Annotated in this window: 12 protein-coding genes and 1 tRNA gene; 8 read left to right on the top strand and 5 right to left on the bottom strand. The window is 65.4% G+C overall.

The annotated features are described in order from the left end of the window. Window positions 1-33: 33 nt before the first annotated feature. Window positions 34-1677: an acyl-CoA dehydrogenase family protein gene (locus tag LY632_RS13220; RefSeq protein WP_234091590.1), complete on the top strand. Its 1644-nt coding sequence runs from the start codon at window positions 34-36 to the stop codon at window positions 1675-1677. 82 nt (window positions 1678-1759) lie between these two features. Here the strand turns inward: LY632_RS13220 and LY632_RS13215 are convergent. Next, window positions 1760-1834: transfer RNA gene (locus LY632_RS13215), tRNA-Val, on the bottom strand. A 129-nt stretch (window positions 1835-1963) separates the two neighbouring features. Then, a complete protein-coding gene (sppA, locus tag LY632_RS13210; RefSeq protein ID WP_234091589.1) occupies window positions 1964-3847 on the bottom strand; it encodes a signal peptide peptidase SppA in 1884 nt (627 codons plus the stop codon). A 111-nt stretch (window positions 3848-3958) separates the two neighbouring features. Between sppA and LY632_RS13205 the strand changes: the two genes are divergently transcribed. From LY632_RS13205 to LY632_RS13195, 3 genes are all read left to right on the top strand, one after another. Next, window positions 3959-5002: an aspartate carbamoyltransferase catalytic subunit gene (locus LY632_RS13205; RefSeq protein ID WP_234091588.1), complete on the top strand. Its 1044-nt coding sequence runs from the start codon at window positions 3959-3961 to the stop codon at window positions 5000-5002. After that, window positions 4999-6234, top strand: coding sequence for a dihydroorotase family protein (locus LY632_RS13200; RefSeq protein ID WP_234091587.1), 1236 nt, complete (start codon window positions 4999-5001; stop codon window positions 6232-6234). Before LY632_RS13205 ends, LY632_RS13200 begins: the two co-directional genes overlap by 4 nt. Before the next feature lie 92 nt (window positions 6235-6326). Then, window positions 6327-6668 (top strand): hypothetical protein, encoded by a 342-nt coding sequence (locus LY632_RS13195; RefSeq protein ID WP_234091586.1) that lies wholly within the window; start codon window positions 6327-6329, stop codon window positions 6666-6668. Between the two features lie 89 nt (window positions 6669-6757). Here LY632_RS13195 and LY632_RS13190 read toward each other — a convergent pair whose 3' ends face one another. Genes LY632_RS13190 through LY632_RS13180 form a run of 3 tightly spaced genes read right to left on the bottom strand, consistent with a single transcriptional unit; the run spans window position 6758 to window position 9491 of the window. Further along, window positions 6758-8143 carry a tetratricopeptide repeat protein gene (locus LY632_RS13190; RefSeq protein WP_234091585.1) on the bottom strand — a complete coding sequence of 462 codons (1386 nt, stop codon included), beginning with the start codon at window positions 8141-8143 and terminating at the stop codon, window positions 6758-6760. Between the two features lie 25 nt (window positions 8144-8168). Continuing rightward, on the bottom strand, window positions 8169-8759 hold the full coding sequence (locus tag LY632_RS13185; protein WP_234091584.1) for a hypothetical protein: 591 nt from the start codon (window positions 8757-8759) through the stop codon (window positions 8169-8171). Window positions 8760-8777: 18 nt separating this feature from the next. Further along, entirely contained in the window at window positions 8778-9491 is a 714-nt protein-coding gene (locus LY632_RS13180) for a ParA family protein (protein ID WP_234091583.1), read from the bottom strand. Window positions 9492-9747: 256 nt separating this feature from the next. Between LY632_RS13180 and LY632_RS13175 the strand changes: the two genes are divergently transcribed. From LY632_RS13175 to bfr, 4 genes are all read left to right on the top strand, one after another. Further along, window positions 9748-10905: an SPOR domain-containing protein gene (locus tag LY632_RS13175; protein WP_370636536.1), complete on the top strand. Its 1158-nt coding sequence runs from the start codon at window positions 9748-9750 to the stop codon at window positions 10903-10905. A 90-nt stretch (window positions 10906-10995) separates the two neighbouring features. Beyond that, window positions 10996-12273, top strand: a complete 1278-nt coding sequence (locus tag LY632_RS13170; protein ID WP_234091581.1) for a DUF418 domain-containing protein — start codon at window positions 10996-10998, stop codon at window positions 12271-12273. Window positions 12274-12342: 69 nt separating this feature from the next. Next, complete coding sequence (locus tag LY632_RS13165) at window positions 12343-12531, top strand: bacterioferritin-associated ferredoxin (protein WP_234091580.1); 189 nt, start codon at window positions 12343-12345, stop codon at window positions 12529-12531. Between the two features lie 129 nt (window positions 12532-12660). Continuing rightward, window positions 12661-13140, top strand: a complete 480-nt coding sequence (gene bfr / locus LY632_RS13160; protein ID WP_234091579.1) for a bacterioferritin — start codon at window positions 12661-12663, stop codon at window positions 13138-13140. The last annotated feature ends 6 nt before the right edge of the window (window positions 13141-13146 follow it).

Below are 13146 nucleotides of genomic sequence, written 5' to 3'. Positions count from 1 at the left end.
AGTTCTGCAACTCATCGGGCTACGGCTGCAGCCATGAACCAATGGATCGAGACGGCGCGGAGTGCCTGCAAAGCGGCACAGGACTATCGCGAAGCGGCGCGGGCGGCGGTGGCGGGCGTGGTCGCGCCCGATGGATCGCCCGATGGGGTGCTGGTCGAGCAGCACCAGCGGCTGGTCCACGGCTACGCCTGGATCGGGACCTCTGTGGCGGCGCTGGAGGCCTGTGCCGACTGGGCTGCGCGTTCGCATAAGGCCGACCGCTTCGGCCAGGTCGAGGAACTGGCGCTGAGGATCGGCTTCGGTGAGTATCTCCACCAGCTCGCCAGCGCGGTGCCAATGAGCCAGAACGAATATGTCCGGCCCGCAGAGTTGGGAATCGGGCACGCCGCCGATGCGCTCAATGCCGACCCCGCTGCGGCAGGCTTCATGGCCACTGGCAACACCGCCGAAGCCCGCGCGCGGCTGGCCGCGCTGCTGGCGAAGGGCGCGGTGCCGGACGAGGCCTTTGGCGATGAAACGCTCGACCTTATTCGTGAGCAGTTCCGCAGCTTCACTGCCGACCGGATCACGCCGCATGCCCATGGCTGGCATCTGGCCGACGCACTGATCCCGCTGGAAGTGGTCGAGGAAATGGCGCAGCTCGGTGTGTTCGGGGTCTGCATCGCCGAGGAATACGGCGGGTTGGGCTTGGGCAAGACCGCCATGTGCCTCGTTTCCGAGGAACTTTCGCGCGGGTGGATCTGTGCCGGCTCGCTCGGCACACGCTCGGAAATTGCTGGCGAGCTGATAGGCGAGAACGGCACGCCCGAGCAGAAAGCCAAGTGGCTGCCCCTGCTCGCCGACGGTTCGATCCTCCCCACCGCCGTTTTTACCGAGCCCGATACCGGCTCCGACCTCGCCTCGGTCCGCACCCGCGCGGTGCGGCAGGCGGATGGCAGTTGGGCCATCACCGGGGCCAAGACCTGGATCACCCACGCCGCCCGCGCCGATCTGATGACGGTGCTGTGCCGCACTGACGCGGATACGCCCGGCTATGGCGGGCTTTCCATGCTGCTGGCGGAAAAGACCCGCGGCACGGATGAGCAACCGTTTCCTGATACGGGCATCGACGGCAGCGAAATCGAAGTGCTCGGCTATCGCGGGATGAAGGAATATGCGCTCGGTTTCGATGGCTTTGCGGTGGCCGAGGGCGGCCTGCTGGGCGGCAGCGAGGGGCAGGGCTTCAAGCAGTTGATGCGCACCTTCGAGGGCGCGCGCATCCAGACCGCCGCCCGCGCCATCGGGGTCGGGTGGAATGCTTTCGACCTCGGCCTGAAATATGCGCTTGAACGCAAGCAGTTCGGCAAGCCGCTGCTGGCTTTCCCGCGCGTGGCCGACAAGCTGGCGCTGATGGTCGCCGAACTGGTGATGGCGCGCGAGCTGACCTATTCCGCTGCGCGCCACAAGGACAAGGGCGAACGCTGCGATATCGAGGCCGGTATGGCCAAGCTGCTGGCGGCGCGGGTCGCCTGGGCCAATGCCGACAACGCGCTGCAGATCCATGGCGGGAATGGTTATGCGCTCGAATACCCGATCAGCCGGGTGCTGTGCGATGCGCGCATCCTCAACATCTTCGAAGGGGCGGGCGAGATCCAGGCGCAGGTGATCGGACGCGGGACGCTGAAGGCGCAGGGGTAGCCGAGGGGGCAAATGGCCCTTCGCTTGCGCTCGGGAGTTTTCGGCCAGACCAGTCGGCCGGATTGGCCTCAGTCCCGAAAACTGGTGGGCGCGACAGGGATTGAACCTGTGACCCCACCCGTGTGAAGGGTGTGCTCTACCGCTGAGCTACGCGCCCGCCCGTTTCGCTGGCAGATCAGTCTCACCGCCGGGCAGGGGCGGGCCTTTACGCAAGGCAGGCTCTCCTGACAAGCACCAAGAATCTGTTTCAGTAAAGCTGAAACGTGCCGCTTCCGCGCCAGCGCAATCAATCCGCCAAAAATCGCAGCAAGCCTTTCAGCCAACCGTCATCTCGCTGCGCCTTGGCAGCGGCGCGGGGTTCGACGGGGCAGGTGAGGCAATAGGCCTGCATCCCCCGGGCACCGGTGAGCCGGGTGAGATCGGCCTCGGCCTGGCCCAGCAGTGCCTGTTGCCGTGCCGCCAGCGTGGCGAAGATGTCGCCGGTGCGCTCGGCTTCGCTCTCGTCGTCGAACAGGATCGAGCGCAGCAAGTTGTCGTAGGGCGGAGGCTCGCTGCCGAGATATTTGGCGTGCCAGTCGCCGTCCTTGAGTTTGGCCTGTGCCGCCACCCACGACAGCGCGTCATCGATCCCGCCATATTGGTCGACCAACCCGATCTGGCGTGCTGTTCCGCCGTCCCAGACGCGGCCCTGGCCGATCGCATCGACCCGCTCGGGCGTCATCTTGCGCGCCTCGGCAACGCGGGTGAGGAAGTCTCTGTAGCCGTTCTCGACCGAGCGCTGCAGGATCGTATCGACCTCGGGTGTGAAGCCGCCGATCAGGTCCGGCTGGCCCGACAGGGGCGTGGTCTGCACCCCGTCGGAATTGACGCCGTATTCGGCAGCAAGTCCTTCGAAGGTCGGGATGACGGCGAAGATGCCGATCGAACCGGTGATCGTCTCAGGCTCGGCAAAGATGCGGTCGGCCGGGGTCGCCACCCAATAGCCGCCGCTGGCCGCGACATTGGCCATGGAGACTGCGACCGGGATCTTGCGGGCCTTCTGCCGCATGATGGCGTCACGGATCACTTCGCTGGCCGTGACGGAGCCGCCCGGCGAATCGACCCGCACGACCAACCCGGCAAGGTCATCGTCCAGCGCGTCGTCGAGCAGTTCGGCAATCCGGTCGCCGCCGGCGGTGCCGGGGCCGGCCTCGCCGTCCAGGATCTCGCCCGCAATGGTAACGACCCCGATCGCCTTGCCCGAGGTGTCACGCGGGTTGCCCGACAGCCAGGGGCCGAGCGCAGTGTGGCGGAAGCTGCCTGGCGTGTCGTCCATCGGGTCCTCGCCCACCAGCTTGGCCACATGCTGGCCGAATTCGACCGCGGTGCCGATCTTGTCGACCAGTCCGGCGGCGAGGGCAGCCTGGGCCAGGTCGCCTTGGCTTGCCTCGACCCATGCCACCGGCGTTTTGGTTACGCGGGCAATGTCGGCCTTCGGCCGCGCCTTCTTCACCTGGGCCTGCCATTCTTCCCATAGCGCGCCGTACAGTGCCTGCGCGTTTTCGCGGGCTTCGGGGGACATGTCGCTGCGGTCATAGGGTTCCACGGCCGACTTGTAGGTGCCGACCTTGTAGATGCGGGCGTTGACGTTGAAGCGTTCGAGCAGTGCGCCATAGTAGAGCCGGTTGCCGCCCGGCCCGGCAATCACCGCGCCCCCCAGCGGATCGATCCAGACCTCGCTGGCGTGAGCCGCGAGCCGCATGGCATCATCGCCGTAGCCCATGGCATAGGCCAGCACCGGCTTCTTGGCCGCGCGGGCCCGGTCGAGCGCTTCGCCAATGTCCTGCATGTGCACGCTGCCGCCGCCCAGGAAGCGCGACATGTCGAGCACGATGACCTTGATCCTGTCGTCCGTGGCCGCGGTGTCGATGGCGTGGACCACGTCCTGGACGTCATATTCGCCCATCGGCGCGGTGCCGCTGAGGAAGGCCTCGATCGGGTCGATCGCGCTCTTTTCCTCGACCACCACGCCATCGAGTTCGAGCAGCAGTGCGCCGCCATGAATCTGCGCCGGGCCGGGGCGGGCGGTCAGGATGGTGAACAGAACCGCGAAAAACAGCAGCAGGAACAGCAGGCTGAGGCCGTCCTTGATGGCGACCAGCAGTTTCCAGACCTTGCGCGCGAATGCCATTACTCTGTCGAACCTCGTTGTTATCCGGGCCGGACATAGGAAGTCCCGGCGGCCGGTGCCACAGGAAACCGCTTGAGGGTGCGACCGCGCTCGACTAAGGGCTCGGCTTTAATGACAAGTGACGGCAACACCCCGGCTTCCGGACGCTATCCAGCGGGCGGACAGGCCTTTCCGCACGGCAGCCTGACCGGCATTGCCCAACTCGAACGGCACGAGATCCTCTACCTGCTCGACGAGGCGGAACAATGGGTCGAGTTCAACCGCCAGCGTGACAAGCATTGCGATCTGCTGGGCGGTCTCACCATCATCAACGCCTTCTTCGAGAACAGCACCCGCACGCTGCTGAGCTTCGAGATTGCGGGCAAGCGGCTGGGGGCGGATGTCGTCAACATGCACGCCGCCCAATCGAGCGTGAAGAAGGGCGAAACGCTGATCGATACCGCGATCACGCTGAACGCCATGCGCGCCGATGCGATCGTCATTCGCCACGGCAGTAGCGGCGCGGTCGATCTGATCGACAGCAAGGTCGATTGCCCGGTTCTCAACGCCGGTGACGGGCAGCACGAACATCCGACGCAAGGCTTGCTCGATGCGCTGGCGCTGCGCCATGCGCTGGAGGAGCGGGGCGAGGGCGCGGACGACTTCACCGGGCTGACTGTGGTAATCTGCGGCGATATCCTGCACAGCCGGGTCGCCCGCTCGAACATCCTGTGCTTGCAGGCATTGGGTGCGACAGTCCATGTCTGCGCTCCGCCGGCGCTGATGCCAGAGGGCATCGAGCGGATGGGGGCGGTGCCGTTCCACGATTTCGATGCCGCGCTTAAGGGAGCCGACGTCGCCATGATGCTGCGCCTGCAGAACGAGCGGATGAGCGGCCAGTTCATCCCTTCGGCGCGCGAGTATCATCATTTGTACGGCCTCACCAAGGCGCGGCTCGACCGGTGTGCGCCCGATGCGCTGGTGATGCACCCCGGGCCGATGAACCGCGGGGTCGAGATCGACAGCGACGTGGCTGACATGCTCGACCGCTCGATCATCACCCGACAGGTCGAAATGGGCGTGGCGGTGCGGATGGCCTGCCTCGATATCCTGACCCGCAAGGCGCGGGGCGTGGCCGGATGGCAAAGCGATCTCGGCCGGGGGCAATGGGTATGAAGCAGCAACGCCCCCTGATCGTCGCCAATGGCCGGGTTGTCACGCCGCAGGGCGTCATCGAGGCGGCGCTCGCCTGCGAGGATGGACGCATTGTTTCCATCGGCGAGCGCGAGTTGCAGGACGGGGACGAAGTGATCGATGCCAAGGGCCAGCTGGTGGTGCCCGGTCTGATCGATTTCGGCGTGTTCGCGATCGACAAGCCAGCGTTCCATTTCGGCGGCATCACCCGCGCCGCGCTGATGCCCGACCAGTCCCCGCCGCTCGATCTGCCGAGCCGGGTTTCCTACATCGCCAAGAGCGGCAAGCCCGACCTGTGGGTCCATCCGCTGGCAGCCGCAACCAAGGGTCTGGCAGGCAGCGACCTCGCCGAATTCGCGCTGATGCGCGAGGCAGGCGCTCGGGGTATAGCCACCGGGCGGCGCTGGATCGCCGATAGCGGCGTGATGTTGCGCGTCCTGCGCTACGCCGCGATGCTCGATCTGGTGGTTGTGTCCCATGCCGAGGATGGCGGGATCGCAGGCGAGGCAGTGGCCACGGCGGGCGAGATGGCGACACGGCTGGGGCTGCCCAGCGCGCCGGCCGAGGCCGAAGCGCTGGCGGTGGCGCGCGATATTGCGCTCGCCGAAATGAGCGGGGCGCGGCTGCATTTCCGGCAGGTCACGACCCGGGCGGCGCTGGAGCTCGTGCGGGCGGCCAAGGCGCGCGGCGTCAATCTCACGGCAGGCGTCACCCCGGCCCATTTCATGCTGTCCGATCTCGCGACCGGCGACTTCCGCACCTTTGCCCGCCTCTCGCCGCCCTTGCGTGATGATGCCGACCGGCTGGCAGTGGTCGAGGCGATCGGTGACGGTACCATCGATGTCATCGCCAGCGGCCACGATCCACGCGGGCCGGAGGACAAGCGCCTACCCTTCGCCGATGCCGAAGCCGGCATGGCCGGGGCCGAGACGTTGCTGGCCTGCACGCTGACGCTGGTGCGCGATGGGGTGATTTCGCTGGAACGCGCTTTTGACCTTCTGGCCGCAACGCCTGCGATGTTGCTCGGAGTCGACGCAGGCACTCTGGCCGAAGGGCAGCAGGCCGACCTCGCACTGGTCGATACGGACAAACCCTGGGTTGTCTCAAGCGCCAAAATGGCCGCAAGTGCCGGGAATACGCCGTTTGACGGCCAGCCCATGCAGGGCCGCGCGACCCGCGTATTCAAGGGAGGAGTGGAGGTTAACCGACCTTAATTATCTCATAGTGTGCTAGGTTAACACGTCGGTCGTAAACTCCGACCATAAGCTTGAACGATTATCTGCAGATCGATTAAAGGGGTGACGCTGTGACCGAGGACGAAAATGTCGGCAAACGGCTGGCCGCGCGCCAACAAGTAGGCATCGAGGGTCGCTATCGCACCGGTTCGGGCGTGCCGCGCGATGTGTGGATCACCGATCTGTCAAAGACCGGCTGTCGCTTTTACGACAAATTTGGCACCATGCAGCAAGGCAAGGCAATCACCATCAAGATCGGCACTGTCGGCCCGATTCCGGCCATCGTGCGCTGGTGGGACAATCACGTGAACGGCGTCCGGTTCGAACAGCCGCTGCACGATTCGGTCTATGACCACATCTGCGCCCATCTCAGCTCGGAAGTCCCGTCGAAATACGATAGCTGGGAAGACTGACGCAGCCAATCAGGCGCGCGTGCCAGAACGATAAGGCCCCTTCCGGCGGTCCGCCGGAAGGGGCCTTATCTTTGCCTTGGCAAGCCGGATCAGCGACTGGCGAGGCGGTATCCCTTGTCGACCGCTCCGGGCAGCGGCTTGCCGTCGGCCCAGGCGATGCAGCCCTGCCCCTTGGCCTTGACCTTGCCACAGGTGCTGGCAGCCGAAGCCACGTCGAAACCACCGGCCGAAACGCGGAAATAGGTCTTGCCGCGCACCTGGGCCTTGGTGATCACCATCTTGTAGTTCGCCAGTTCGGGGAACTGCGCTGCATAGATCCCCCAGGCACGGCGCGCCCCGGCTTCCGAACTGAAGCTGCCCAGCTGGATCAGGTGCGAGCCGTCGGCGGCAAACTTGACCGGTGCGGCACGCTCGACCGGGCGCGGGGCGCCTCCCGCGCGGCTCGGCGCAGCCTGGACGACCGGGCTGGAAACGAATTTGAGAGCGCTGGAAGCGACTTCGGCAATCGAAGCACCGGCAGGTGCATCGGCCTGGAAGGCATCCTGGAAGGTTTCCGGAGCGCGCATTGGCGGTGCGGCGGCGGCAACCTGCGGGGCAGGCTGTGCCGCACTGGCACCCACGGTCACACCGTCGATCGGCGGCAGTTCACGCACCGGGGTCGGCGCGCTGGCAATGAAACCGTCGGTCGGCGGAAGTTCGCCGGCGCGGGTATAAGGGCTGTCCACCGCCGCGGCCTGCGAAGCGAACTGCTCAACACCCGGTGTGGCGTTGAGCGCCAGCTGGGCCGGCTGGCCTGCGTCGGCCCGGACCGGAACGTTGAGCAGTCCGGCAACGCGGCGCTGGTAAGCGTCCTGCTGGGTCAGTTGGGCCCATTCGCCGATACGGGCGTCGAGCGCGCTGCCGGTCAGGTCTTCAGCGGCCATGACGCGGGCAGCCTGCCAATTGCCTTGCAGGGCATAGGCGTAGGCCAGGTTCTGACGCAGCTTCGGCGTGTTCTCGCCGGCACGCAGCGCGTTGCCGAGCACCGAGACGCCGCGATCCGCCTGGCCAGCAAGAGCCAGCGCAAGGCCGAGGTCGGCGGCGGGGATTTCGTCGCGCCAGTCTTCCAGTACAGCGACGGCTGCGCGATTATCACCCTTGCCAATGGCAGCAAGGGCGAAACCGAGCGCGGTGCGGGGCGAGGTGTCGCCCAGCTTCATCGCATCGTCGAAGGTGGTGGCAGCCGAATCGAACCGGCCGGCGTTGAGATAGGCGGCACCGAGCATGGCGCGATACGTAGCATTGCGCGGCTCGGCGAGTACGGCGGCTTCGGCATTGGCGATGGCCTTGTCGCTGTCGCCGCGCTGCAGCGCGACCTGCGCCTTGCTGGCCGATACGTCAGCCCGCGGAGCGCCCTGTGCGGTGCACCCGCCCAGCATGACCAGGCCGAGGGCGGTGGTCAGTGCCAGCGCTGCGTTGCGATTGATGCGTGCCATTGGTCTTTCCCCCTAACGGTGGTTCTCAGCGCCGCTTGACCTGCGCGGCGAGTGATTCGATTTCGGCCATGCCATCGAGCAGGGCGTCGAGTGCTTCGGTTACGATCTGCTGCGCGCTCTTGCCCTGGACGGTGCTGAGCAGGCGCAGCTTCAGGTGGCGTTCCTCGTCCAGCCGCAGCGTGAAGGCGGCACGCTTGCCGCGATCGAGTGCCGAACGACGCTGGACGGGCGCATGCTTGCGCACCACCGGGCTGGCCACCGGAACGGCAGCCACAACCGGCGCGGCCACGCGCTCGGCGAGTTCGGCTTGCTGGCGATGGACTTCGACCGGGCCCTTGTGAGCCAGTGCATCCTGTGATGCCTTGTCGACCGCCCGCGCTTCGGCCTGGGCCGCTTCGTTGGCAGGTTCGGGCGTCAGCTGGAGAATCTGGCCGTGGTGGCCGTGCTCTTCGTCAGCGTCGTCTCCCATGTCGTTCCAGCCAAGGTCTTCGAGGTTGGCGGCAACGTTGGATCCGGCGGCGTTCAGCGAGGCCAGTTGCGGACGCATTGCCGGCTTGGCCCCGCCCTTGCGAGCGAGCAGGCTGGGATTGAGAGAGGCGAAGGAAGCTTCGTTCATGGCCCGCGCGTGTCCTTCTTACTGGGCCACGCGGCGGCCGAAGCCACCCTGCGGACGTGCGCCCGGCAGCTGCGACACCGAACCGGGGGCAGCAAAGACGGTGCGGCGGAAATTCTTCTCGAGCCGGTCGGCAATATAGCCCCACAGCGCTGTCACTTCGGCGGCGCTGCGGCTTTCCGGGTCGACTTCCATCACGGTGCGGCCATCGATCATCGAGGCGGCAAAGTCGGTGCGGTGGTGGAGGGTGATCGGAGCGACGGTGCCGTGCTGCGACAGGGCAACTGCGGCTTCGCTGGTGATCTTGGCTTTCGGAGTCGCGGCGTTGACGACGAACACCAGCGGTTTGCCGGCGCGTTCGCACAGGTCGACGGTGGCCCCCACGGCGCGCAGGTCATGCGGGCTGGGGCGGGTCGGCACGACAATCAGTTCAGCCACGCCGATGACCGACTGGATCGCCATGGTAATAGCGGGAGGAGTATCGATAACCGCGAGCTTGAAGCCTTGCTGGCGCAGGATCTGCAAGTCGTTGGCCAGGCGGGCCACCGTGGTCTGGGCGAAGGCCGGATATTCGGCCTCGCGTTCGTTCCACCAGTCTGCCAGCGAGCCCTGCGGGTCGATGTCGATCAATACCACAGGTCCAGCGCCTGCGCGCTGTGCCTGTACGGCCAAGTGCCCCGAAAGGGTCGTCTTGCCCGATCCGCCTTTTTGCGAAGCCAGTGCCAATACTCGCACAGGTCGGTCCCCCTGATTTGCTTCGATGACCCGCGCCTGTCGCGGGCTTTCATCAGGGGAGATCGCAGTATACCCCTAATTTTGGGTTAACGACGTCGCAAAGATGTGCGGCGATCTGCCTTTGGCTGGGGCCTTTGTGGCAGTAATGCGTTAGAAAATCTTTGCTAACGGCATATTCACTATGTCACTCTATCCCACGGTGGCTCAAGCTAGTTGCCGAAAGGGTTTGCAGCACATCATGGTCATGGCGTGTGCAGTGAGAGGTTTGTTCGCAGTGTCGCTGCTGGCGCTGCCTGTCGCAGCTTTGGCTGACGTCAAGGCCGGGGTCGATGCGTGGAGCGCGGGCGATTACGAACGGGCGGTCAGGGAATGGCGCGACCCGGCGGCCAAGGGTGATCCCGATGCCCAGTTCAACCTCGCCCAGGCCTATCGCCTGGGCCGCGGGGTGGAGCAGAACAGCAAGCAGGCCGAACTCTATTACGCCAAGGCTGCGGCGCAGGGCCATATCAAGGCCGCCGACAACCTCGGCCTGCTGCTGTTCCAGGGTGGCCAGCGCGAAGCGGCCATGCCTTACGTAAAGGCCGCAGCCGATCGCGGCGATCCGCGTGCGCAGTACCTGCTCGGTATTGCCCACTTCAACGGCGACTTGGTGGAAAAGGACTGGGTCCGCGCTTACGCCCTGCTGACGCTGGCTAACTCGGCGGGTCTGCCGCAGGCCGCCCCGGCATTGCAGCAGATGGACGATTTCATCCCGCTGGAGCAGCGCCAGCAGGCGCAACCGCTGGCGGCGCGGCTCAAGAGCGAAGCCGATGCCCGGCGCTCCAGCCAGATGGCTGCGGCCGATCTCGGGACCGATGGGCCGCAGCTGGCCATTGCCGTACCGCCGGCTCCGCGCCCGGTGCCCTCCGATGCGACCAAGCTTCCTCCCGGGGCCGCGCGCATTCCGCAGCCGATCCCCCAGACCCCGGTTGCTCCTTCGGTCGCTGCCGCGCAGGCCGCGCTGGCCGAAGCAGGCCGTGTCACCGGCACCCAGAGCCCGGCCGAAGCCGGGGCGAGCTACACGTTGGGGAGCCCCGCAGCGGTTCCGACGCCGCGGCCGGCGGTCGACCAGCCGGTGCGGGTTGCCGCGGCCCCGCCGCCAGCGCCAAAGCCGGCGTCGGCACCGAAGCCTTCGGTCGCTGCCAGCGGTGGGCCCTGGAAGGTCCAGCTCGGGGCTTTCTCGATCAAGGCCAATGCGGACAAGCTGTGGGCGCAACTGTCGGGCAAGGCCGAACTGGCCGGGGCGACCAAGCTATTGGTCCCTGCAGGCAATTTGACGAAGCTGCAGGCGGGCGGTTTCGCCAGCCAGTCGGCAGCGCAGGCGACGTGCAACGCGCTCAAGCGCAGCGGCCAGAGCTGTCTCGTCACGAAATAGGCTTTCCACCGGCAATTCATCGCCATTCGCCAATGCCGCTTTGGCGAAAATGCCGCGCGTGATACGCCCCCTCCATCAAGGGGGGTGACCATGGCGACTACAGCGAATGTCGAAGGCGACCAGCCGATAGCGCCGAATTCCGCAAAGGAGGGCACCCGGCTCTCCAGCCTCGATTTCATTCGGGGCATAGCGGTAATGGGCATCCTTGCCGCCAATATCGTTGCCTTCGGACAACCGTTCTCGGCCTACATGTTCCCTGAAAGTTTCCTTGTGCCCCCAGGCGACCCGGGCGGCTGGTTGTGGATCACCCAGCTGGTGTTGGTCGACGGCAAGATGCGCGGGCTGTTCTCATTGCTGTTCGGGGCGGGGATGTACCTGTTCATGGAGAAAGCATGGGAGAAAGGCCTCGACCGGCGGTTGCAGTTCAAGCGGCTGTGCTGGCTGCTGGTGTTCGGGCTGATCCATTTCTACCTCATCTGGCGAGGCGATATCCTGACCTATTACGCCATCGTCGGCATGGTCGCACTGCTGTGTCTGCGGTGGAGCGCGAAGACGCAGCTGGTGGTCGGCCTGCTTGGCTACCTTGTCGGCGCGATCATGCTGGCCGGGATGATGGTGCCGATGTACTTCGTCGCGGAGACGCCCTTTGGCGAGCAGCCGGCATTTGCGGAAATGCGCGAGAATGCGGAGGAGCAGAAGGCGCACGCACTTGACGACGACAAGGTCGATACGGGCCTCAAGACCGCAGGCAATTATGGCGGCCTGATCGCGCACCGTTTCGATACGCACCTTGAAGACCCCTTGGTCGGGATCGTAATGTTCTTCTTCGAGACCTTCCCGCTGATGCTGCTCGGCATCGCGCTCTACCGCTTCGGCCTTTTCAGCGGCGGCATGGACCCGGGACGAATGCGCCTGTGGGGCTGGATCGGAGTTCTGGCAGGCGGCCTCTGCCATCTTGCCATCGGCCTCTGGGTCAAGGCGGCGGGCTTTTCCTACTGGAGTACGCTGGCGGGGATGATGGGCATGACGGTGCTGCCGCGCCTGGCGATGGTGCTGGGGCTTGCAGCACTGTTTTCGCTCTATGGTCCGCGTGCGACCGGCTGGCTGGGCCAGCGGGTGTCGGCGGCGGGGAGGTCGGCCTTCACCAACTACCTCGGCACCTCGATCGTGATGATGTTCGTCTTCCACGGCTGGGCGCTGGGGCTGTTCGGACAGCTGAACCGCCCGCAGCTTTATCTCGTGGTCCTGCTGGCTTGGGTGCTGATGCTGCTGTGGTCAAAGCCCTGGCTGGAGCGGTTCCGCTATGGCCCGCTCGAATGGCTGTGGCGCTGCCTGACCTATGGCCGGGTGTTCGCGTTGAGGCGTTAAACTTACTTGCTATTGCGAATAATTCGCATAAATTACCTCTTGCGAATCACTCGCAGGAGAGCCGCTGAGATGTACGTCTGCGTCTGCAATGCCATCCGCGAAACCGACCTGCGGGCCGTCGCCCATCGCACAGGCGGCGATGCGGTGGCGGCCTACGCGGCGCTGGGCAAGATCCCGCAGTGCGGCACCTGCCTGTGCGAGGCGGACGAAATACTCGATGACGAGCGCATGGTCTGCTGCAAACGCGTCGCAGCCTGAACTGGAAACCCGCTACTGATAATCGCTTGCAAATGGCGGAATTCCGCCATTTTTTCGGTATTTCGCCCTTGTGGCACGCGGCCATTAGCGCCTATGTTTGACCCATAGTTCCCCGCAGGAGTATGGGCCATGAAGGGCGACGCGACCGTCATCGATTTCCTCAACAAGGCGCTCACCAACGAGCTGACCGCGATCAACCAGTATTGGCTGCACTACCGCGTGCTGGCCGACTGGGGCGTGCACAAGCTGGCCGAATACGAGCGGCACGAATCGATCGACGAGATGAAGCATGCCGACATCCTCGCCGAACGGGTGCTGTTTCTCGGCGGGCTGCCCAACTTCCAGGCCATCCACAAGCTCAAGGTCGGCGAGACGGTCGAGGAAATCCTCAGGGCCGACCTCGCGATGGAGCATGAGGCGATCCCGCTGCTACGCGACGCGATCGAGCATTGCGAAAAAGTCCGCGACTACGTCAGCCGCGAGATCTTCGCCCGCATCCTCGAAAGCGAGGAAGAGCACGTCGATTTCCTCGAAACCCAGTTCGACATGATCGAACGCATGGGCCTGCAGAACTACGTCCAGCTGCAAAGCAAACCGGCGGAGGAATGACAGTTC

Origin of the sequence: Erythrobacter sp. SDW2 (genome assembly GCF_021431965.1) — a bacterium.
GTDB lineage: Bacteria > Pseudomonadota > Alphaproteobacteria > Sphingomonadales > Sphingomonadaceae > Parerythrobacter.
This window is presented reverse-complemented; position numbering and strand designations above follow the sequence as displayed.

Coding starts and splice junctions, on each gene's coding strand:
- LY632_RS13220 (WP_234091590.1), top strand. CDS start 34: ATGAACCAATGGATCGAGACGGCGCGGAGTGCCTGCAAAGCGGCACAG.
- sppA (WP_234091589.1), bottom strand. CDS start 3,847: ATGGCATTCGCGCGCAAGGTCTGGAAACTGCTGGTCGCCATCAAGGAC.
- LY632_RS13205 (WP_234091588.1), top strand. CDS start 3,959: ATGACAAGTGACGGCAACACCCCGGCTTCCGGACGCTATCCAGCGGGC.
- LY632_RS13200 (WP_234091587.1), top strand. CDS start 4,999: ATGAAGCAGCAACGCCCCCTGATCGTCGCCAATGGCCGGGTTGTCACG.
- LY632_RS13190 (WP_234091585.1), bottom strand. CDS start 8,143: ATGGCACGCATCAATCGCAACGCAGCGCTGGCACTGACCACCGCCCTC.
- LY632_RS13185 (WP_234091584.1), bottom strand. CDS start 8,759: ATGAACGAAGCTTCCTTCGCCTCTCTCAATCCCAGCCTGCTCGCTCGC.
- LY632_RS13170 (WP_234091581.1), top strand. CDS start 10,996: ATGGCGACTACAGCGAATGTCGAAGGCGACCAGCCGATAGCGCCGAAT.
- LY632_RS13165 (WP_234091580.1), top strand. CDS start 12,343: ATGTACGTCTGCGTCTGCAATGCCATCCGCGAAACCGACCTGCGGGCC.
- bfr (WP_234091579.1), top strand. CDS start 12,661: ATGAAGGGCGACGCGACCGTCATCGATTTCCTCAACAAGGCGCTCACC.